Here is a 22,051-nt window from a genome sequence, read left to right on the forward strand (position 1 = left end):
AAGACAGCCACGCCAGTTGCCTTCCATGCGGAATGTTCACACGGCGCCCGACAAGGCAGACAACGCGGACACAGCCGATTTCTCACGGGGAAACAGGGGCATCTCCGGGGCCGGACACGGGGCCGGACACGGGGCCCGGGGCGCCCCCGGCGGTGGCCCGGCAGCCGGATCCCGGGCCCGGTGCCACCGGCCGTACCGCGTGCCGGGCGAGCGGGTTGGCGAGCGCGTTTCGGGGGTCCCCGGCCCGGTCGATCGCCGACTCGACGGCGGCGATCCGGTCGGCCAGCAGGCCGAGCGCCGCGACGGCGCGCGTGAGCGGATCGCCCTCCGGGCCGCCGAGCGTCCTGGCGCGCACATGGGCGGCCTTGACCTCGGCCCAGCGGGCGGACTGCGCGGGGGTGAGCGTGGAGCGCAGTTCGGCGAGCTTGAGGAGGTTGGCCTCGGCGCCGGTGGTGAGGGTCTGGGCCTCGCCGGTGTAGTGGTCCTCGATGACGGCGGCGAGTTCCGCGTCGTTCATCACGGGGTCGACGCGTGCGGCGATCCTGTTCATGTTGCGGTAGGAGCCCTGCAGCTGGAACGGGGGCTCGGTGCGTGTGGCGTCGGGCTGCGCGGCGGAGGCGATGTAGGCCGCGTTGACCGCCAGGACGGTGGCCCGCGCGGTGAGCAGGTGCCGCAGCACGGCGAGGACCCGCTCCCGCTCGGCCGGGGTGCCCGGGTGGCCGAGCCGGTCGGCGCGTGCGGTGGGGTCGCCCTCCGCGAGGCGTACGAACAGGTCGAGGTCGGCGCGGTCCCGCCCGGCGAGCGGAGCGAGGACGGCGTTGGAGGTCAGGGCGTTCTCGATGAAGCTGAACGCGAAGGCGTCCTCCTTGCCGGTGAGGACGTCGCCGAGATTCCAGACGTCGGCCCGGTTGGCGAGCATGTCGGGGATGCGGAAGCGCCGGCCGGCCTCGGTGTAGGGGTTGCCCGCCATACAGACGGCGAAGCGCTTGCCCCGCAGGTCGTAGGTGCGGCTTCGGCCCTCGCGGACGCCCTCCATCCGGCGGGTGGTGTCGCACAACGAGATGAACTTCTGGAGGAGTTCGGGCGAGGTGTGCTGGATGTCGTCGATGTGGAGCAGGGTGTTGTTGCCGGTCTCCAGCGCGAAGTTGATCTTCTCGACCTCCCGGCGGGCGGTGGCGTTGGGGGCCTCGGCGGGGTCCAGCGAGGTCACCGTGTGCCCGAGGGCCGGGCCGTTGACCGTGACCAGGACCAGTCCGAGCCGGTCGGCGACGTACTCCATGAGCGTCGTCTTGCCGTAGCCGGGCGGTGAGATGAGCAGCAGCAGGCCATGGGTGTCGGTCCGCCTGCTCTCGCCGGTGGTGCCGAGCTGCTTGGCGAGGTTGTCGCCGATGAGGGGGAGGAAGACCTCGTCGAGGAGACGGTTGCGGACGAAGGCGGACATCACCCGGGGGCGGTACTCGTCGAGGCGCAGACGGGCGTGCTCGGCGGCGACGAGCGCGGCCCGCCGACGCTGGTAGTCACGGAATCCGGCCGCGTCCCGGGTGGTGAAGTCCCGTGTCCGGGCGAGCACTTCGTCGATACGGAGGGTGAGCCGGCGGCCGGTGACGCGCGGGTGGGTGCCGAGCAGCCCGTCGACCGTCTCGGACAGGGGCGCCTTCGCCTCGTACCGGTCGAGCCCCGGGCAGAGTTCGAGGGCCACCGCCTCCGCGAGGTCCTCGGGCGCGGCGGGCCCGCCGGTCGCGGCGGTGAACGAGGCCAGCCAGGCCTCGACGAGCTGACGCCGGTCGGCCAGGGAGTCCAGCGCCGCCAGATCCTCGTCGTAGGCGCCGCCCGCCGCACGGCGGAACGCGTCGAGCAGGGTGCGGGCGGCCGCGCTCGTGGCGAAGCCGTCCGGCCCGCGGGTCAGCTCCTCGAAGAGGTACTCGGCGGCGAGGTCCATGGCGGGACCGCCCATGGCGGTGGCCAGCTCGGTCCGCAGGCCCTCGATCGCGGGGGAGGGTCCGAACGCGGCGCGGGCGCGGGCCAGCGAGGTCATGCGCCGCAGCCAGGACGCGCGGCCCGGCCCGGTCGTGCCGTGCGCCCAGAACAGCTGGGCCTCGGCGCGTGCCGAGGGCGGGTAGCGCAGCAGTCCCGCGCCCTCGTGCAGGCGCAGCAGCGCGCCGAGGATCGCGGTGGCGTCGTGGTCGTGGACACCCCGCTCGTAGCCCTCGTCGTAGGCGGCCTCGGCGGCGCTCCGCACGAGGGCGGGCAGGTCGGCCCCGGCCAGGGCCTCGGGCCCGTGCTCGGTGAGCAGGCGTACGGCGAGGTATTCGGCGCGGTAGACACCGTCGCTCTCGGACGGCAGCGACCGGCCCCAGTAGGGGCGGGTGGCCGCGAACTCCGGGTCGGTGACGGGTGAGCGGTAGTCGGTGCCGGTGAGGGCGAAGGCGAGCCCGTCGTCCTGCGGGACCAGGGTGAGTTCCAGGGACTGGGTGTTGACGGCGAACCGGTGCCGGCCCAGGCGCACCGTCCGGCCGCCGTCCGCGTACAGCTCGGTGCGGTCGCGCAGCGCGCGGGCGGCCTCCTGCCGGGCCGCCTTGAGCCGGCCTTCCAGCTCCCCGGCCCGCACCTCCTCGCCCAGCCCGCGCAGTTCCTCGGCGATCCGGCGGATCCGCGCGGTCATGGGGTCGGAGGCGAAGTAGGTGCTGACCGCGTCGGCATCGGCCAGCGTCGCCGCCCGGCGGGTGACGGTCTCCAGCACCCGGACGGCCGAGGTCGCCAGCCGCTCGGCGCGGCGGGAGCGGTCGTCCCGAAGGGTCTGCGCGCGCGCCGAGAACGCCTCGTACACCTCGGTGCGCTTGGCACCGAGGTCGGTGAGGAAGGTGTCGGAGTCCGCGAACCGGGACTCCAGGTTCTCCAGCTGGAGCAGCAGCCCGGCGAGCTGCCGCTCGCAGCCGTCCGGAGTGTCCGCGGCGGCGAGCGCACCCGTGACGGACTGGCCGAACAGGGCGGATTCCGCGGCGAATTCGGCCCGGCCCTCATGGACGCGGAGTTCCCGGCGGCGGGCGTCGAGCAGGGCGCGGGACCGGTTGACCCCGCCGAGCACCTCGGCGATCCGCTCCAGGACGGAGGTGCGCAGGGTGGCATCGCCGATGTCGAGCCCGGCCACCACCTCGGTGACGGTCCGCAGCCCCTCGGCCCGTTCGTCCAGCCGCGCGGCGATCGGCTCCGCCGCGGCGACGGTGCCGATGGCCCCGGCCTCCTCGGCGAGCCGGTCGATGTCCTCGTGGAAGTCGGCGAAGGCGTCCTCCCGCTCCAGGAACGCGACGGCACGCCGTGCGAGGGACGCGATGTCGGCGTCGGTCGCGGCGGCCACTTCGTCGATGCGCCCGGTGTCCGCGTACCGCATCTCCTTGAGGGTGAGCAGCTGTCCCTGTGCCCGCCGCAGCGCGGTCAGCCGGTCCACCCAGCCGGCGGCGCCGTCGGGTACCTCCCCGCGGACGCGGCGTACCAGCGAAGCGATGGTCCCGGCGGATTCCTCCAGCGCCTCGGCGGCCCGGCGGGTCAGCGCCGTCACGGTCTCGAACTCGGACAGCACCTGCTCGGCCGTGGCCCGTACCTGGTCCAGCGGTGTGCGCAGATCACCGGCCTCCGGGTCACCGAGCCAGTGGTAGCGGTCCCCGGCCCGTACGCAGGCGGTGACGAGCGTCCCGTACACCCCGGTGGTGGGTTCCGTCCCGGACACGCCGCGGGCGATCGAGAGGCAGTCGGAGATGCCCCGCACCAGGTCCGCGTTGCCGATGCGGGACAGGGCGCCGGTGCCGGGGGTCCGCGCGGCGGCGTGGGTGTCGGAGACGAACGGGGAGCGCCACCGCTGGACGGGGTGCACCCGGGACGGCTCGTCGGACCCGTCGCGCAGCACCAGGAGCGTGCCGTCGTCGAAGAGCGCGTGGCCGTAACAGGAGACCGGTGTGGCGACGGCCTTGCGGATGATGTTGTACGGGAGGAGAAGGCTGCGGCCCGCGAGCCGGGCGCGGAACTCGTACAGCACGTCCTCGCCGTTCGGCGAGCGCACCGTCCGCTCGAACTCCATGGCCTCGTCGCCGGACGCGTCGTCGGCGTGGGCTCCGGTGTCGAACGTCTTCGCCTCGCCGGAGGTGAGGTAGTAGCCGCCGGGGAAGACGACCCCCTGGTCCTCGGGAAGACGACGGCACGCCTGGCCGATGCCGTCGAGCCGCGTCACGGTCCCGGTGACGCCGTTGAAGACGAGGTGGCGCCGCCGCTCCTCCTTGTACGGGCGCACGCGCAGCAGGACCAGCGGCCCCACCCGCGCGTACTCGATCTCGGCGTCGGCGAGCGACTGGAGGGGGTCGTCGACCGGCTCCGAGTGGATCCCCTCGCCCGTCCCGGTGTCGTCCACGCTCTTCACGGTGAGCGTGCCGCCGACCGTGGCGACGAACACCTCGCCGCCGATGGACACATGCGGGTGGCGGCCCAGGACATGGTCCTCACGGGTGGCGGCGGTCCACTCGACGTCGTGCGACGGGGGCAGGACATGGTCCCGCTCACCACGGGCGTCCAGGAACGCGGCCCTGCCGTCCGCGTCCAGGGTCCACCGCAGGACGCGGATGTCGTCGCTCTTCTCCCCGGTCCGGAAGACGGCGAGGAGTTTCCCCTCGACGTGCCGGAGCCTCAGCAGCCGGGCCTCGCGGAAGTAGCGGTACAGGGCGGCGAACTCCCGCCGGAACGCGGGGTCGTCGAGCAGACCGGGAACGGCGTCCTCGGGGAGCCGCTCCAGATCGCGGTCGTGCAGGGCGAAGACATCGCCCACCGCCGTTCCGGGCCGCGGACCCGGGGACACGTTGTGGCCGAGGAGCAGCCGGTCCCCCACGGCGACGATGTCACGGGGCACGGACGGCTGCCCGGTGCGCAGGTTCCCGGTGCCCGCCAGGGCCAGCTCGGTGGAGCCGAACTCCTCGGTGCGGCGGGCGTTGAGCGCCTCGGCCCGGCGGGCCAGCTCGCCGGCCTGCGCGCCGAGCCGGTCCCGCAGCACCTCGTAGGTACCCGCGTCCATGGCGGACGTGCTGTTCATGGTGATGGCTCCCTGCGGATACGTACGTGCCCGGACGGTCGGACCGGGGGGCGGGGTGGGGGCGGGACGGGGTGGTGCGGCCGGCCCCGTGCGGTGCGGCCGGCCCCCGTGAGGCGCGGCCGCAGTGGACGTGACGGGCCGTGAGGGGCCGTGGTGGGCAGTGGCGGGCCGTGGCGGCCGCCCGGCCGTGGCGGCCGTGCGGCTCGGCTCCCCGGCCTCAGATCCCCTTGGCCCCGGCCGCCGCCGCCCCGGCCCCGTTGAGGCCGACCCCCAGCTCCGCCAGCGGTACATCGGCGAGACCCAGCTGCCCGGCCTTCTCCAGCAGCTCACGCAGCGGCCCGGACTGGGCGCCACCGGACTTCATCAGCTTCATCAGCAGGGCCGACACCGTCAGATTCCGTACGTCGGCGGTGGATACGGAGCCGAGCACGCGGGTCATGTCCTCGGTGAAGTCGGACGTGCCGTCCAGCCAGTTCTTCCCCAGCGCCTGCGCGGTGTCGGAGTTCTGGACGAAGGCGTCGACGCTCCTGCCGAGCGAGATGGAGGAGACGAGCCGGTCGAAGAAGACGGACTCGCCGCCGACGATGCTGATGTCGGCGCTCTCCAGGCCGGTCGCGATCACCGTGGCCTGCGCCTCGGCGACCTGGCGCTGGGTGTCGAGCCCGGCCAGCCGGATCTCCTTCTCCGCGTCCAGCCGCAGCCGGTACTCCTCGTGACCGCGCGAGGCCTCGTCCAGCGCCGCCATCGCGGCCGCCTTCTCGGTGAGCCCCGCCGCCTCGGCCTTCAGCTTCTCGCCGATGACCGCCGCGTCGGCCGCCGCCTGCGCCAGCGTGCCCTCCGCGACCGCCAGCGCCTTGAGCCGGGACCCCTCGGCCTCCGCCCGCAGCCGGGCGGACGTGGCCTCGGCCTCCGCGAGGCCCGCCTTCTCGATGACGTCGGCCTCCTTCTCCCGTACCTGCACGGCGGCGAGTCCGGGGGCCGCCGCCTCCGCCTGGGCGCCCTCGGCCAGCCGCAGCTTGGCCCGTGCGTCCAGTTCGGCCGACTTCACCCGGGCCTCGGCGAGGGTGAGCTCCTCGGCGGCCCGGTGCACGGCCGCCTGCTCCGCGGCCTCCGCCGCCTTGATGTCCTTGACCAGCAGTTCCTGCGCCTCGGCCTCGGCGGCGATCACGATCGCCTGACGGTTGCGCTCGGCCTCCTCCACGGCCCGCAGCTTCTTGATCGACTCCTCCTGCTCGGCGACCGTACGGTCCACCGCGACCCGCTCGCGGATCACCTCGGCGATGTCCCGGCGCTCCGCCTCGACCTCCTTCTCGGCGGAGATACGGCGCAGCTGGGTCTCCCGCTCCCGGGCGATGACCTCCAGCAGCCGGTCCTTCTCGATGCGCTCGCTCTCGATGGCGATGACCCGCTCGCGGTTCTTCTCGGCGACCGCGACCTCGCGGGCCTGGTTCTCCCGCTGGATACCGAGCTGCTCCTCGGTCTTGAGGAAGGCGGCCTGCGCCCGCAGCCGCTGCTCCTCCTGCACCTGCGAGGTCTCGGCCTCCTCACGGGCCCGGACGGTCTCGATCTCACGGCGCTGCTTGATCTCGGCATCGGCCTGACGCCGCTCCAGCTCCAGGATGGCCTCCCGGGCGTCGACGTTCTGCCGGGTGATCTCCTTCTCCTCCGTGCGCTGGAACTCATTGGTGCGCACATGCTCGATCGCCGTCAGTTCGGTGATCTTGCGGATGCCCTGGGCGTCCAGGATGTTGGTGGCGTCCAGCTGCTGGAGCGGTGTCTGCTCCAGGTAGTCGATGGCCGCGTCCTCCAGGCTGTAGCCGTTCAGATCGGTGCCGATGACCTGGATGATCCGGTCCCTGAACTCGTCGCGCTTGGTGTACAGATCCGTGAAGTCGAGCTGCTTGCCCACGGTCTTGAGCGCCTCGGAGAACTTGGCGTTGAACAGCTCCTGCAGCGTCTCCTTGTCGCTCGCCCGCGCCGTGCCGATGGCCTGGGCGACCTTGATGACGTCCTCGACGGTCTTGTTGACGCGGACGAAGAACGAGATCCGGATGTCGGCACGGATGTTGTCGCGGCAGATCAGTCCGTCCCGTCCGGTCCGGCTGATGTCGATGGTCTTGACGGCGATGTCCATCGTCTCGGCCTTGTGCAGCACGGGCAGCACGACCTGCCCGGTGAAGGTGACGTCGACCTTCCGCATCTTGGAGACGATCAGTGCCTTGCCCTGCTCGACCTTCCGGAAGAGCCGGCTGACGACGAGGAGCAGGGCGACGGCGATGAGCAGGACAACGGCGATGAGCACGCCGACGCCCAAGGAGATGGCATCCATGGTGAAGTCCTAGCGGTGGAGGTGCGGCGAAGGTCGCCGGAAGTGGGAGAAGGCGCCGGGGTCCGGGGGGTCCGCGGTGTTCCGGTACGTACTGCGGTGGTCCGGTGCGGTGTTCCGGTGCGGTCCGGGCGGACGCTCAGGCGGCGGTACGTGGATCGAGCGCCGCGTCGTAGGGCGCGACCCAGAAGAACTCGCCGTCGTCGTCGTAGGCGTACAACAGCCCCGTACTGCCCCGCGTCAGCGTGGCCGCGAGGTCCTCGCCGAGGCGGCGGACCTGGACGAGGGCGGTGGAGCCGTCCGTCGCGGCGACCTCCGCCTGGCCGAACGCACCGTCCACCCGTCCCGTGCGGATGGTGCAGGTCTGCCCGATGAAGTCTTCCCGGGACGGCCCGGGTTCATCGGGGAAGAGCCTGGCCAGTGGTCGTACGAGCTGCCGGGTGAGCCACCAGGACAGGAGCAGCGAGCCGAGGAGGACCCCGGCGGCGAGGGCGGCGTGGGCCGGTCCGGCGAGCCCGGCGCGATGCAGGGCCAGCGTCCCGGCCAGGCCGGTGAACCAGGCGAGGCCGGTCATCAGGGAGGCCCCCACCGTGACCGGCACCCCGTCGGCGATGCCCAGCGCGGTGCCGGGCAGGTCCCCCTCGAAGCTGTCGTGCTCGGCGGCACCGAACAGGACCAGCAGCCAGAAGGCCACGACCACGACGAGCGCGGCGCTGAAGAGTGAGGCGGGAAATCCGAACGCGGCATCAAGGAATTCGCCCACTGTTCCGCCCCCTACGTCCGTGACTTCCGTCGGCGGGGACGCCGGTACGGCCCCGCTCCGGGATGTCACCGCTTCCGCGTTCCGGCAGCGGTACTGTCCCTCGCGCTCCCCACGGCCATCCTGGCAAAGGGGCACGATTGTTCGCATTGCCGGAGTCCGGCAATCTTTACGCGTCCTTGATGCCGGGTCGTGCCAGTGGTGGAATGGCCGTGTTCCTCCCGTTCCGGCGCGGAGGGGCGGGGCGGCGGACGCCGTGCCGTGCGGCGAGGTGTCGGACGCGTTACCGGCGCGAACGGCCGCGCGCGGTCGCGAAGGGGCGCGGACAGGCGGGGCGCGGGCAGGAGGGCGACGCGCTGCGGCGTTCGGCTCATGGAGTCCGGGCCACGGCGGTTGATCTTGATCCCGCGCTCCCGGCGGTGCTACTTCGGCTCTACCGAACCAAGGGAGAGCGCCGTGCGCCAACTTCACCCCCTTTCGTCCCGCCTTTTCCCCCGTGCGTCGCGTTCCGTCCGTGCGCGGCTACGAGCCGCCGCCGTCGCCGGCCTCGCGGTCCTCGCGGTCGTCACCGTCCCCGTGCAGGCGCCTCCGGCCGCGGCCGGAGGGCACCGTCCGGCCGCCGCGGCGGACCCCGCGGCGGACCCTGCGGCGATCCGTGACTGGAACGTCATCGCCACCGAGACGATCAGCGCCAACCTCGGCGCCACCCGCCCCTCCGGGCAGGTGGCGCTCTGGCACGGGTTCGTCTCCGCCGCCGTCTACAACGCCGTGGTCGGCATCCAGGGCACCTACGCCCCGTACAAGTGGAAGGAGCGCGGGCCCGCCGGCGCGTCCCCCGAAGCGGCGGCCGTGACCGCCGCGCACCACGTCCTGCTCACCTGCTTCCCGCCCTCGCGGGCGAGCCTCGACACCGCGTACGCCGCCTCCCTGGACAAGATCCCCGCAGGCCCGGCGAAGGACCGGGGCGTGGCCTTCGGGGAACGGGCCGCCGCCCACCTCATGGAGCTGCGCGAGGGCGACGGCCGGTTCGCGGACGTGCCCTTCACGATGCCGCCCGCGCCCGGCGTCTGGCGCCCCACCGCACCCGCCCGGCTGCCCTTCATCGACACCTGGCTCGGCAGGCTCCGGCCGCTCCTGCTCACCTCGCCCGGCCAGTTCCGCCCCGGACCGCCGCCCGCCCTGCCCTCGGCCCGCTACGCGCGGGACGTGAACGAGGCGAAGAGCATGGGAGCGAAGACCGGCTCGGGCCGAACGGCGCACCAGACCGGGACCGCCCTCTTCTTCGGGGGCAATCTGCTGGTCCAGGTCCAGTCGGCCCTTCGGGACCATGCCGCCCGGCACGGCCTCGGCATCGCGGAGACGGCGCGGCTGTTCGCCGCGGCGAACACCGCGGCGGCCGATGCCGCCATCACCGCGTGGGACTCCAAGCTCCAGTACGGCTTCTGGCGGCCGGTCACCGCGATCCAGCTCGCCGGGACCGACGGCAACCCCGCGACGGAGGCCGACCCGCAGTGGGAGCCGCTGCTCGTCACACCCCCGCATCCCGAGTACGTCAGCGGCCACGCGACGGTCGCGGGTGCGGTGATGCGGGCGGTCACCGGAGTCCTCGGCACCTCACGGGTCGACCTCGACGTCCCCTCCGAGATCACCGGCACCACACGGCACTACGAGTACGCCGACCAGTTCAACGAGGACATGATCGACGCCCGTGTGTTCGGCGGGATCCACTTCCGTACCTCGGACATCACCGGATGCCGGGTCGGCGACCGTATCGGCGGCTGGGCGCTGGCCCACTACTTCCGGCCGCTGGACCGGGGGGACGCGCAGGCGTCGGCACGGCCGGCGGGCCCCGACCGCGCCGCCCGGCCGAACTGTCCGGGTGAACTGTCCGGGCGGTGACGCCGGGAACGCCCCATGACCGCCGGGGCTCCCGGCCTCCCGTGCTCTTCGGCCGTTACGCCGTCGTCGGCGCCGGGGTCTCACCGGCGCGGCCGACCGCGGCCCTGGTCAGGACGGCGGAGGAGCCGACCACGGTCCCGGCCGGCCCGGCGTCGCCCGCCTCGGTGAGGACGGTGCGCTCACCGAGGAACGCGTACGTGGTCCGGTCGAAGATCCACTGTGTCTGCTGTCCGTGCGACGTACGGGCGACGGCGACGCCCTTGCGGCCCGCGGCGTCGGTGGCCGTGTCGACCACCGTGACCCCGGGGATCTTCCCGGCGGCCGCGTAGAGTGCGGCGCCGACCCGCGGCGGCGCCCAGGTCTCGGCCAGCAGGTCACCGATCGCGGTGAACGCCCGCTGGTCCGGGTCCTGGCCCGATCCGCTGGTCTCCTCGCGGATCAGCTTCAGCAGGGCGTCGGGGTCGGTGGGCAGCGATGCGACGTACGCGTGGGTCGGGTCGCTGATCGACGGCCCGCTCCCGGACAGCGTGCTCGGCCGGGGCTTCGCTCCGGGGCCTTCGAGGGAGTGGACCGGTGTGCCGGCCTCGGCGCCGAGCCGGCTGTCGGGCTCGCCCTCCTCGCGCAGCAGTCCGGGGCGGCTGCCGTCGGCGGACAGCCACACCTGCCGGGAGTGCGCGGGAGGCAGGGTCACCGGGCCGCCGCCCGCGCTCTGTCCGGCGTACGCGACCTTGCTCTCGATGTACACGAACCGGTCGTCGGCGACGGCCTGCCGCTTCTCCCCGCCGGCGGCGAGCGCGATGCGGTCCAGGAGCCGGGCCGCCTCCGGCGCGGCGGGGGAGGCGCTCACGACGTCGGGGGTGCCGCGGCCGGGGGTGTCCGTGAGGTTCACCGCGACGACGCCGCCGACCGCCAGCGCGCAGGCGATGGCCGGTACCAGGAACCGGACCGTACGCCGACGCGGGCGCGGGGCGCGGGCGGTGGCGGCGTTGGCGGTGACGGACTCTTCGGTACGGGCGGTCTCGCGCAGCATGGCTTCCTTCAGCATCAGTTCACGGTCGGCGCGCAGGCCGGGGACCGGCGGCGCGGGCAGCAGGGCGGTGAGGCCGAGGCGTTCGGCCTCCTCGGTCCGGTGGTCCGGACGGGGCCGCGAGGGGGTGTTCATCCGAGGTTCTCCTGGGTCAACGGCGGGACGGCCGGGAAGCGGCCCGGTCCGGGCCTGTCGGGGGTGGCGGAGGGGGCTCTGCCCCCTGCCGCGGGCGGCCGGTCGGCTCCGGGGCCGGCGGCGCGGGCCCCTGACCTGGCGGCGCGGGTCTCCTCGGCGGCGAGTTCGCGCAGCCGGGTCCGGGCGCGGGACAGCCGTGAGCGGACGGTGCCGACCGGTACGCCGAGCGCGTCGGCGGCGGCCGCGTAGTCCAGACCGGCCCACACCACGAGGGTGAAGACCTCCCGGTCACGGCGCCGCAGGCGGGCGAGCGCGGCGTGCGCGGCGCGCAGTTGCTCGGTGTCGGCGAGATGCGTGACGAGATCGTCGGCGAAGTCCGGGACCGCGTCGCGTTCCGGGGCGCGGGCGAGCGCGATCTCGCGGCGTCGCCGTGCGCGTGCGCCGCGGCGCATGATGTTGGTGGCGATTCCCAGCAGCCACGGGCGCAGACTGTCCCCGTCGGGGCGGAGTTTCTCCCGTCCGCGCCATGCCTCCAGGAAGGTCGCCGAGACGACGTCCTCGGCTTCCGCCCAGTCGCCGGTCACCCGCAGGGCATAGCGGTACAGCACCTGGGCGTGCTCGTCGTACAGCTCTGCCAGGGCGTCGCGGTCCCCGCGGCGGAAACGGTTCCTCATGAGTGATTCCACACTCTGCACTGCCACCTGCGTTGCGGGAGTTCCCGTGACGTGGACCACAGGGGCCGGCCGGGACGTCGTGGACGCGGCCGGGACGTCGTGGACCCGGCCGGTGGTGTGGCGCGGCTCACAGGAACTCCGGGGCCCGGCGGCGCAGTGCAGAGCATGAACAGTTCATCCGTATCCCGCCGGAGCGCCCTGCGGACCCTGGCCGTCGCCGTCGCCCTGACCGCCGGCGCCGCCCCGCTGTGGGAAGCCACCGCCTCCGCCGCCGCGTCCGCCGCGGAGCCGACGACGTACACCCTCACGATCACCCACCTCGACCGCACCGGCGCCCGAACGGCGGACTACGCCACCAACGTCACGGGAATCTCCGGTCCGGGTGCCGAGGAGACGGTCCATCCGTACGACGCCTCCGGCACGACCACCGTGCGGCTGCCCCGGGGCCGGTACCTGCTGGACAGCTCCCTGACCACGGGGAAGGAGGGGGACGGTACGGACTGGATCGTGCAGCCGCGCCTGGACCTCGACCGCGACACCGAGGTCACCGTCGACGCGCGGACCACCGCCCCCGTCGACGTACGGCCGCCCGACCGCTCGGCGGGCTTCCTGCACAGCGCGATGTTCGTCCGGGTCACCCACGACGGGGTCACCCGGGACGCCAACCTGATCAACTCCACGCCGGACCTGCGCGTCGCGCACCTGGGCCCCGACAGCGAACCCGGCTCGGTCCGGCAGTGGTTCGACGCGTACTGGAGCGCCGGCGCCGCCGACTACGCGCTCGGCTACACCTTCACCGGCCCCCGTGCCCTGACCGGGCTCACCCGGCACCCCGCGCGGCGGGACCTGGCGACTCTGCGGGCGCGCGGCGCGGCCCGGCCGGGTACGGACGGAGCCGCCTCCCTCGACCTGCAGCCGAGCGCCGGACCGACCGTCGGGCTCTCCCGGCGGCTGGCGGCCCCCGGCACGGCCACCTCCTACGTGACACCGGAGCGCGGCACCTGGGACCTCACCTACACCGCCCCGGGTGCGCCCGGCGCGCGGCCGAACCGCTACGCCGCCGACGGCATCGCCGTACGCGCCGGGCGCACGACCACCCACACCTTCGACAACGCCGTCTTCGGCCCCGACCTCACCGGCCGCCCCGGTGTCGTACGCCAGGGCGACCGCCTCACCGTCGATGTCCCGCTGCTCGCCGACGGCGACGGCCATGTGCCGTCGGCACCGTCGTACGGAACGGCCCGCACCACGCTGCACCGCAACGGTGTGCGCGTCGGCTCCCGGACGGACGCCCCCGGAAGGGCCGCGTTCACCGTGCCGCCGGGGAACGCGGCGTACCGCCTCACCAGCACGGTGGACCGCGAGGGCGCGCCCGGCACCGCCACACGGGTGACCTCCGTGTGGACGTTCACCTCGGGCACGACGGCCGGACCGGTCCCGGTCCCGGTGAGCGCCGTGCGGTTCTCGCCCGCGCTCGACCCGGCCGGCACGGCGCCGGCGAACGCGGCCCTGCGTGTTCCGGTCACCGTGCAGGGTGCCGGGGCCGGCGGGTACGTCAGCACTCCGGCGGTTTCGGTCTCCGTGGACGGCGGCACCACCTGGACCCGGGTACGGGTCGAGCGCGGCGCCGTCACGATCCGCAATCCGCGTGCGGGCAAGGGCGTCTCGCTGCGCGCCGAGCTGACCGACACCCGGGGGAACACGCTCACCCAGACGATCATCGACGCCTACCGGACGGCGTGAGGGACTGACGGTCCGGGGGCGGACCCGTGCGGCGGCGCGCCCGGACGGGCCCGCCCCGGACGGGTCCGGACGCCCGTCCCCGGACCGCCCCGTCCCCGGACCACGTACGCCGTGATACCCACCTGATACACAGCCGCGCGATGCCCGAAGCCTTCCCCTGACGGGCCGGAAGCGCGCCTCCCGGAGGCTGGGGGACGTACCCGACCCCCGGCGTACGAGAGGTTGGGAGGCACATGCCGTGCTGAGTTCTCCGGAGGCTTCCGCGCCCGCTACGAAACCCGGGCCCGCTACGGAACCCGCGCCCGCTACGGAACCCGCGCCCGCTACGGAACCCGCGCCCGCCATGGAACCCGGGCCCGCGACCGCCGGGCGTCGCACCACCGGCCCCCGGCGGGACGGTGTACTGCTCGCCGCCACCGCGCTGCTGTGCGCGGCGCTGATGGCGCTGCACGGGCAGATCCCGAACACCGTCGGCCATCTCGGCAGCCTCTTCCAGACGCTGCTGCCCTGGACCGGGCTGAGCGTTCCCGTCCTGCTGGTGTCGGCGGCCCTCCGCCGCTCCCGGTTCGCGGCCGTGGCGGTGCTCGCGCCCGCCGCGGTGTGGGTGACGCTCTTCGGCGGCATGCTCACCGACAAGGGCTCCGCCGGCGGCGACCTGACAGTGGTCAGCCACAACGTGGACGAGGGCAACACGGACCCGGTGGGGACCGCCCGCGGCCTCGCCGCCGCGGACGCCGACCTGCTGGCACTGGAGGAGCTGTCGCAGGAGGCCGCGGACGTCTACCGGCGCGAGCTGGCCCCCGGCTACCCGCACCACGCGGTGATCGGCGGGGTCGGCCTGTGGAGCAAGTACCCGCTCAAGGACGTGGCGGCGGTGCCGATCATGCCGTGGACCCGCGCGATACGGGCCACGGCCCTGACGCCGAAGGGGCCCGTCGCCGTCTACGCCGCCCATCTCGCGTCGGTACGGGTCCACCCGGTGGCCGGGTTCACCGCGGGCAGGCGCAACGACGCGGCCCGGGAGCTGGCCGCGGCGCTGCGGGCGGAACGCTCGCCCCGTGTCGTGGTGGTGGGCGACTTCAACGGCACGTTCCAGGACCGGGCGCTGGCCCCGGTGACCTCCCGGCTGCGCTCCGCGCAGCGGGAGGCCGGCGACGGGTTCGGCTTCAGCTGGCCCGCCGCGTTCCCGGTGGTCCGCATCGACGACATCCTCGTGAGGGGGATGGAGCCGGTCTCCTCCTGGAACCTGCCCGCCACCGGCAGCGACCACCTCCCCGTGGCGGCCTCCCTGCGCCTGTGAAACGCCCCGCGCCCCGCACCGGCCCGGGGGGTGGCGGACACCGCCCCGCGCCTCGCGCCCCGCGCCCCGGACCCCCGACTGACTACGATGCGAGGGACGAATGACCCATGACGGCCAGGTAGGTGCGGTGTCGGAAGCCCGGGTCCCGGACCCAGTCAGCGTGCTCGTCGTCGAGGACGACGCCACCATCCGCCGGGCCGTCCAGCTCGCCCTGGAACGCTACGGCTACCAGGTCACGGTGGCCGCCGACGGGCTCAGCGGGCTGGAGGCCTTCCGCGCGGGCGGGCACGATCTGCTGATCCTCGATGTGATGCTGCCCGAGCTCGACGGGATCGGTCTGTGCTACCGGATCCGTGAGGCGAGCCTCGTCCCGGTCCTGATGATGTCGGCGCGCGGCGACGCCCTCGATGTGGTCGCCGGTCTGGAGGCGGGCGCCGACGACTATGTGATCAAGCCCGTCGACACCGCCGTCCTGGTCGCCCGGATCCGCGCCCTGCTGCGCCGCGCCACCTTCGAGCCGCCCGCCGCCGGCCCGGCCCGGCCCGGGGGCGGCAGCGGCGCCCGGGTCCCCGACGGGCTGCTGGTCTTCGGCGACCTCAGCGTGGACACCCTCGGCATGGTGGTGCGCCGGGCGGGCGAGACCGTACCGCTGGCCCCCACCGAACTGCGTCTGCTGCTGGAGTTCGCCGCCTCCCCCGGCACGGTGCTGGACCGCCGCCACCTGCTGCGCGAGGTGTGGGACTACGGCTGGGAGGGCGACACCCGCGTCGTGGACCTGTGCGTGCTGCGCCTGCGCAAGAAGATCGGCGGCGCCCGGATCGAGACCGTCCGCGGCTTCGGCTACAAACTCGTCCGCGGCTGACCGCCGTGCGCTTCGTCAACCCCCTCTCCCTGCGCTGGAAGATCGCCGCGCTGACCGCCGCCGCCTGCTGCGCGGTCGCCGCCGTGATCGGCCTGCTCGTCCACGACGAGACCCGGGAGCGGGGGCTGCGGGTGGGGCGGGAACGGGTCTCGGCCGCGCTGGCCGCCGCGGAGAGGGAGTACACCCGGACGGGGAAGCGGCCGCCCAGCGCCGACCTCATGGCGCCGGACGCGCTGCCCGCGCCGCTGGCGCGGGACCTGGCCGCTCAGGCGCGGGAGGGCGGGACCTACGGCATCTGGTACGACGTCGAGGACCCCAACTGGTACTGGATGTGGGGGGCCGTGGCCGTCGGGGACGAGGTCCTGGTCGTACGGACGGACATGAGCACCGAGGTGCGCGGCCTCCAGCTCCTGGACCGCAGCATCCTCACGTCCGTACTCGCCGCCCTCGCCGTCGTCGTCCCGCTCGCCGCCCTGGCGGCCGAACCGGTCAACCGGCGCCTGCGGCACGGCGCCCGCACCGCCCGGATGATCGCCGACGGCGACCTCGACGCCCGCATCGGCCGCACCGGACGGACCCGCGACGAGATCACCGAGATGTCGGCGGCCGTCGACGGGATGGCCGGGGCCCTGCAACGCAGGCTGGAGAACGAGCAGCGCTTCACCGCCGATGTCGCGCACGAGCTGCGCACCCCGCTGATGGGCCTGGTCACCGCCGCCGGGCTGCTCCCGGAGGACGACGAGGCGACGGAGCTGGTACGGGACCGGGTGCGGGCGCTGCACGGGCTGATCGAGGACCTGCTGGAGATCTCCCGCCTCGACGCGGGTGCCGAGCGGGCCCGGCTCGACCCGGTGCCGCTGGGCGAACTGGTCGCCGACGTGGTGCGCCGCACGGCGACGGACACCCGGGTCACCGCCGGGGACGCCCGGGTGGTGGAGACCGACCCGCGCCGGGTGGAGCGTGTCGTGGTCAACCTCGTCACCAACGCCCACCGGCACGGTGCCGCGCCCGTCGAGGTCACCGTCACCGGTGCCCGCGTCGTCGTACGCGACCACGGGCCGGGCTTCCCCGCCGCGCTGCTCGACCAGGGCCCGCAGCGCTTCCGCACCGGCGCGAGCGAGCGCGGGTACGGCCACGGTCTGGGGCTGACCGTCGCGCAGGGGCAGGCAGGGGTCCTCGGGGCCCGGCTCACCTTCGCCAACGCTCCGGACGGGGGCGCGGTCGCCACCCTCGACCTGGACCCCGCCGCCTGAGGACGGCCGGCTCCGCCACCCCGGCGGGCACGGGGCCGCGCGTCTCGCCAGAATGGACCGGCAACACCGGCCGCCCACGGGGGAGTCCGCGCGGACCCGGCACCGGGCGGCCCGGCCGGGCGCGGGGGAGGAGACGATGTGCAGGCACCGTCCACGGTGAACCAACTGCTGGGGCTCGTAGTGTTCCTGGTCCCGGGGATGACGTATCAGTTCCTGCGCGAACGATGGCGCGGCCCCGTGCCCGGCGAGGCGGAACTCGGGACGCGGATCCTGCGGGCCGTCACCGCGGGCGTGGCGCTGAACGGTGTGTACGCCGTGATCGCCGGTCCCGCGCTCGTCGGCGCGTGGCGGAGGGTGGAGCGCGCGGGGCTGAGCGGTCCGGTGGCCGAACGGCCCCGGACGGCGGGGCTGTGCGCCCTGCTGCTCTTCCTCGTCGTACCGGCGGCCGCGGCGGCCGCCGTGTCGTACGGGGAGCGGCGGCGCGCCCGTTCCGTGTACCGGCCGGTGCCGAGCGCGTGGGACTACGCCTTCGGTGTCCGGGCCGACAGCGGGCCGCGCTATGTGCGTGCGCGGCTGAAGGACGGGACCTGGGTCGGCGGCTGGTTCGGGGAGCGGTCCTACGCCTCCGGCTATCCGAGCGAGCCGGACCTCTACCTCCAGTCGTCCTACCGGATGGGCGCGGACGGCTCGTTCGGGCCACGGGTCGAGGGCACGGACGGGATCTATCTGCGGATGGCGGACGTTGACCTGGTGGAACTGGTCAATGCCCCCGAAGGGAGCGGACATGACGGCACAGGATGACGAACTGACGGCGTGGGAGCGGGACTTCCTCGACGGCGGTTCGGAGCCGCGCGGCTATCAGCCCAAGGCGGCGGGCGATGTGCCCGGGGAGCCCGCCGCGCCGCCGCCCGGTGCGGCGGGCCCGTCCGCGCGGCCGGACCCGCCGCCGGCGCCGGAGGGCTCCGACGCGTAGACGGCCCCCCGCCGGTCGGCGCGTGGCCGTCTCCCCTCAGTGCTTGATCATGTTCAGTTCGTAGCCCGCCTGTTGGAGCCGGACGGCCGTCTGCTGGATGTCGTCGTTCCGCAGCTCGCGCCAGGTGTCGAGCAGGGCCTGGAAGGGGGCGAGGAGCGGCGGGTTCTCGTAGTGGGCCGGGGTGCCCCAGTGCGGGATGACGGTGGGCGCGCCGGACTCGCCGTCGGGGCCCCATTCGATGTCGTACGGGTGCCAGTGCAGCGTGTGCTGCTCGAAGTCCGCGTCGAGCAGGGCGATACCGGTCGCGAAGTGGTCGCCCGGCAGCTCCAGCGCGGTGCGCATGTCGCAGTCCTCCCAGGCGACGAGGAGATGTGTCGCCATGAGCACCGACGGGAACTGCCCGAGGTCCGTGATCGCCGTGACGGCGTCGGCGCCCCGGTAGAAGGGCCGGCAGGAGACGAATCCCACGTACGGCTTGTCCATGTCCTCGGCCACCATGTGCACCTGCGGCGGGAGGCACATCCCGTGGTCGCGCAGCAGCGTGTCGCTGACATCGAGAAGGCTGTCGAAGAGGAAAGCGGTAGCTGACATAAGATCAGCTTAGGTGTGTGCAAGGGGTGTTGGCCGGGTGATCGGTGAGGGGGGCCGCGCATGCGGGAGCGGTGGACGAGGGCGCTGCGGTCCAGGATCGCCGGTTCCGGAGGGCCGTACGGTCTCCTCGATCCGGGCGCCCTGACCGAGGCGGTGGAACTCTTCGCCGCGACGACGGAGACGTACGACATCGTCGAGACCTGTCACCTCGCGGGGATGCTGCACTGGCACCGTGCGACGGCCCTCGCCGACGAGCGGTCACTGCCCGAGGTCCGGACCGCCATGGCGCTGCTGGTCCTGGTGAGCCGGGCCGGGACCGGTCTTCCGCTCCCGGACCAGGTGCCGGTGTTCCCGGCGCATCTGATGATCCGGGGCGGCGAACCCACCTGGGAGGACCTTCTGGAGGTCCTGGGCCTGCGGTTGGAGGAGGGGACGGACGCGCACACCGCCCGGGTCGCGGTCGCCGCCGGCCGCAACGCGGTGGCCGACGCGCTCGGCGACCCCGCCCGGCTGTCCGGACGCCTGCGCGTCCTCGGCATCGCGTGGCAGCGCCTGTTCGAGCAGACCGGCGAGACGGCCGCGCTGGAACAGGCGGTCTCGGTCGCCCGCAGCGCCGCGGCGCAGGCGTCCCCGGAGAGCGGGGACCGGACGATGGCCCTGCACAACCTGGCCGACGCGCTGCGCGTCCTGTCCGAGCGGACCGGCGACATCGCCCACCTCCGCGAGGCCGTCACCATCGGGCGGGAGGTCGTCGCCCACCAGGACCGGGCCGTGGCCGGGGACAGGCGCCACCTCGCCCTCACCGGGCACGCCGACTCGCTGCGGATGCTGTACGAGCGCACGGACGACGCCGCCGTCCTGGACGAGGCACTCACGGTCAGCGCCGCCGCCCTGGACTCCGTGGCGGAGCACGAGGAGCCCCCGGCGGCCGTCCTGGTGAACTCCTCCATCCTGCTGCGGTGCGCGTTCGAGAGCACGGGGGACACGGCCGTGCTGCACGACGCCCTCACCATGGCGCGGCGCGCGGCCCGGTCGGCGCGGCCCGGCACACCGGGCCGACAGATCAGCCGGTACAACCTCGGTTCCCTGCTCCAGGTCCTCGCGGCCCGCACCGGTGACCTGGACGCGCTCGACGAGGCCATCGAGAACGTACGGGCCGTCGTCCACGACACGCCCCCCGGCCATCCGGACGGCCCGCTCTACCGCTCGACCCTCGTCGGACAGCTGCACGAGCGCTTCGTACGGGCCGGGGACGCGGAGGCCCTGGACGAAGCGGTGGATCTGGGCCGGCAGGCGGTGGAGGCGACTCCGGGGGACCACCCCCAGCGGTGGATGCACCTGGCGAACCTCGCGGTCTGTCTGAAGGCCAGGGCGGACCGCACCGACGACCTCGGGGCCCTGCGGCTGGCCATCGGGACCGGACGCCGGGCGGCCGAGGCGGCCGTCGGAACGGGCCGCCACGGGGCCGCCGCGCTCTCGAACCTCGGCAACGCGCTCCGTCTCCTCCACCACCGCACCGGCGACACCGCCGCGCTGGAGGAGGCGGTCTCGGTCTGCCGCGCGGCGGTCGCCGGGACCGGCGAGGACCACGCCTACAGGTCGCAGTGCGAGTTCAACCTCGCCATGGTGCTGAGCGAGCCCGGCCTGCGCACCGACGGCGCGGGTCCGGCCGAGGAAGCGGGTCCGGTCGACGGCGCGGGTCCGGCCGAGGAGGCGGGTCCGGTCGAGGAGGCGGTGCGGCTGCTGGAGAGCGCCGCGTCCAGGAGCACCGCCCCGACCGGGGTCCGGGTGTCGGCCGCCCGGGAGTGGGGCGCCCTCGCCGCACGCGGAGGGGACCACGAGGACGCGGCCCGCGGCCTCGCGCTCGGCGTGGGGCTGCTGCCGCGCCTCGCCGCCCGCGGTCTGCCGCGCGCCGACGCGGCACGGTGGATGGCCGAGTACGGGCGGCTGGCCGGGGACGCCGCGGCCTGCGCGCTGGTCGTGGGCCGGCCGGAGCAGGCCGTCGAACTGCTCGAAGTGGGCCGCGGTGTCCTGCTGGCCCAGGTACTGGAGTCCCGTACGGACCTCACGGAACTGCGCGAGCGCGCCCCGCACCTGGCCTCCGGCTTCGACCGCATCTGCGCCCGGCTGGACGGCGACGGCTCCCCCGACGCGGTCCTGGACATCGCGGCGGGCACCCCCGCGGAGGACGACCCGGACCGCCGCCGCGCCCTCGCCCAGGAGCTGGACGCCCTGGTCGCCGACATCCGGACCCTGCCCGGCCTGGAACGGTTCCTGCTGCCGCCCCGGGCCGCCGCGCTGACCGCCGAGGCGTGCGACGGCCCCGTGGCCGTGGTCAACGTCAGCCACCACCGCTGCGACGCGCTCATCGTGACCGCGGAAGGCATCCAGGTCTGCGAGCTGCCCCGGCTGGACCTCGACGAGATCCACAGCCGGCTCGGCTCCCTCCAGAGCCTGCTGGGCGGAATCGGCGGGCTCGACGCCACGGGGCGCCGGGAGGCGGAGCACGGCCTGGCGGCCGGGACGCTGCCCTGGCTGTGGGACACCGTCGCCGGTCCGGTGCTCGACCGCGTCGGCTTCACGGGGCCCCTGGACGAGGACGCCGCGCGCCGCCTGTGGTGGGTCCCCTGCGGTCCGCTGGCACACTTCCCGCTCCATGCGGCGGGCCACCACCTGGAGGCGCCCGCCGAGGGCGTGTCCCGGCGCACGGTCATGGACCGGGCGGTGTCCTCGTACACCCCGACGGTACGGGCCCTGGCCCACGCCCGGTCCCTGCGCGCCGGTCAGCGGGCGGCGTCCGGGGAGTCGCGCGGCCCGCTGCGCGCACTGGCGGTCGCCATGCCGCAGACTCCGGGAGCGGCGGAACTGCCGGGCGCCGAGCGCGAGTACGAGCATCTGGCCCGGCTGCTGCCCGCGGTCGACGAACTGGTCGCGCGGGACGCCACCCGCGCGTCCGTGCTGTCCCGGCTCCCCACCCACCCCTGGGTGCACTTCGCCTGCCACGCCGGTACGGACCCCGCCGACCCGTACCGCGGCCACCTGCTGGTCCACGACCACGCCCGCCACCCGCTGACCGTCCTGGACATCTCCCGACTGCGCCTGGAATCCTCCGAGTTCGCCTTCCTTTCCGCGTGCAGCACCGCGGCGACCACGCCCGAGCTGGCGGACGAGTCGATCCATGTGGCGACCGCGTTCCAGCTCGCCGGCTTCCCGAACGTCGTCGGCACCCTGTGGCAGGTCGACGACCGGATCGCCGCCGGGATCGCCGAGCACATCTATACGGGGCTCGCGGCCGACGGGTTCGACTCCGCGCGCGCGGGGGAGTGCGTCCACCGGGCGACACGGCTGATGCGGGACCGCTACCCCCGGTTCCCGACGCTGTGGTCCGCCCATCTCCACATGGGGGTCTGACAGGTGCGGGTGACACGGGGTGTGTG

The 22,051-nt window shown here is 74.3% G+C and carries 14 protein-coding genes; 8 read left to right on the plus strand and 6 right to left on the minus strand.

Going from position 1 to position 22,051, the window contains the following annotated elements; genetic code table 11:
* Window positions 1-82: 82 nt before the first annotated feature.
* From OHA98_RS01850 to OHA98_RS01860, 3 genes are all read right to left on the minus strand, one after another.
* Window positions 83-5,071, minus strand: a complete 4,989-nt coding sequence (locus tag OHA98_RS01850) for a DNA repair ATPase (RefSeq protein WP_266922334.1) — start codon at window positions 5,069-5,071, stop codon at window positions 83-85.
* A gap of 217 nt (window positions 5,072-5,288) precedes the next feature.
* Window positions 5,289-7,400, minus strand: coding sequence for a flotillin family protein (locus tag OHA98_RS01855; RefSeq protein ID WP_266922335.1), 2,112 nt, complete (start codon window positions 7,398-7,400; stop codon window positions 5,289-5,291).
* 136 nt (window positions 7,401-7,536) lie between these two features.
* Window positions 7,537-8,160 carry a hypothetical protein gene (locus OHA98_RS01860; RefSeq protein WP_266922336.1) on the minus strand — a complete coding sequence of 208 codons (624 nt, stop codon included), beginning with the start codon at window positions 8,158-8,160 and terminating at the stop codon, window positions 7,537-7,539.
* A gap of 453 nt (window positions 8,161-8,613) precedes the next feature.
* On the opposite strand from OHA98_RS01860, the gene OHA98_RS01865 reads away from it, so the two are divergent.
* Window positions 8,614-10,056: a vanadium-dependent haloperoxidase gene (locus tag OHA98_RS01865; RefSeq protein WP_266922337.1), complete on the plus strand. Its 1,443-nt coding sequence runs from the start codon at window positions 8,614-8,616 to the stop codon at window positions 10,054-10,056.
* Window positions 10,057-10,111: 55 nt separating this feature from the next.
* On the opposite strand, the gene OHA98_RS01870 is transcribed toward OHA98_RS01865, so the two are convergent.
* The gene (locus tag OHA98_RS01870) at window positions 10,112-11,218 is read right to left on the minus strand and encodes a CU044_5270 family protein (RefSeq protein ID WP_266922338.1); all 1,107 of its coding nucleotides are present in this window, start codon (window positions 11,216-11,218) and stop codon (window positions 10,112-10,114) included.
* The gene (locus OHA98_RS01875; RefSeq protein WP_266922339.1) at window positions 11,215-11,892 is read right to left on the minus strand and encodes an RNA polymerase sigma factor; all 678 of its coding nucleotides are present in this window, start codon (window positions 11,890-11,892) and stop codon (window positions 11,215-11,217) included. The genes OHA98_RS01870 and OHA98_RS01875 overlap by 4 nt, the downstream gene beginning before the upstream one ends.
* 165 nt (window positions 11,893-12,057) lie before the next feature.
* Here OHA98_RS01875 and OHA98_RS01880 point away from each other — a divergent pair, with 165 nt between their 5' ends.
* From OHA98_RS01880 to OHA98_RS01905, 6 genes are all read left to right on the plus strand, one after another.
* Window positions 12,058-13,635 carry a serine protease gene (locus OHA98_RS01880; RefSeq protein WP_266922340.1) on the plus strand — a complete coding sequence of 526 codons (1,578 nt, stop codon included), beginning with the start codon at window positions 12,058-12,060 and terminating at the stop codon, window positions 13,633-13,635.
* A gap of 343 nt (window positions 13,636-13,978) precedes the next feature.
* A complete protein-coding gene (locus OHA98_RS01885) occupies window positions 13,979-14,935 on the plus strand; it encodes an endonuclease/exonuclease/phosphatase family protein (protein WP_266922341.1) in 957 nt (318 codons plus the stop codon).
* Window positions 14,936-15,035: 100 nt separating this feature from the next.
* Window positions 15,036-15,797 (plus strand): two-component system response regulator CseB, encoded by a 762-nt coding sequence (gene cseB / locus OHA98_RS01890; protein WP_266922342.1) that lies wholly within the window; start codon window positions 15,036-15,038, stop codon window positions 15,795-15,797.
* Between the two features lie 5 nt (window positions 15,798-15,802).
* Window positions 15,803-17,050 carry a HAMP domain-containing sensor histidine kinase gene (locus OHA98_RS01895; RefSeq protein WP_266922343.1) on the plus strand — a complete coding sequence of 416 codons (1,248 nt, stop codon included), beginning with the start codon at window positions 15,803-15,805 and terminating at the stop codon, window positions 17,048-17,050.
* 138 nt (window positions 17,051-17,188) lie between these two features.
* A complete protein-coding gene (locus OHA98_RS01900; RefSeq protein WP_266922344.1) occupies window positions 17,189-17,851 on the plus strand; it encodes a DUF6338 family protein in 663 nt (220 codons plus the stop codon).
* On the plus strand, window positions 17,835-18,023 hold the full coding sequence (locus OHA98_RS01905) for a hypothetical protein (RefSeq protein WP_266922345.1): 189 nt from the start codon (window positions 17,835-17,837) through the stop codon (window positions 18,021-18,023). Before OHA98_RS01900 ends, OHA98_RS01905 begins: the two co-directional genes overlap by 17 nt.
* A gap of 36 nt (window positions 18,024-18,059) precedes the next feature.
* On the opposite strand, the gene OHA98_RS01910 is transcribed toward OHA98_RS01905, so the two are convergent.
* Window positions 18,060-18,614 carry a hypothetical protein gene (locus OHA98_RS01910; RefSeq protein WP_266922346.1) on the minus strand — a complete coding sequence of 185 codons (555 nt, stop codon included), beginning with the start codon at window positions 18,612-18,614 and terminating at the stop codon, window positions 18,060-18,062.
* 60 nt (window positions 18,615-18,674) lie between these two features.
* Here OHA98_RS01910 and OHA98_RS01915 point away from each other — a divergent pair, with 60 nt between their 5' ends.
* Window positions 18,675-22,025 carry a CHAT domain-containing protein gene (locus tag OHA98_RS01915; protein ID WP_266922347.1) on the plus strand — a complete coding sequence of 1,117 codons (3,351 nt, stop codon included), beginning with the start codon at window positions 18,675-18,677 and terminating at the stop codon, window positions 22,023-22,025.
* The last annotated feature ends 26 nt before the right edge of the window (window positions 22,026-22,051 follow it).

Origin of the sequence: Streptomyces sp. NBC_00654 (assembly GCF_026341775.1) — a bacterium.
GTDB lineage: Bacteria > Actinomycetota > Actinomycetes > Streptomycetales > Streptomycetaceae > Streptomyces.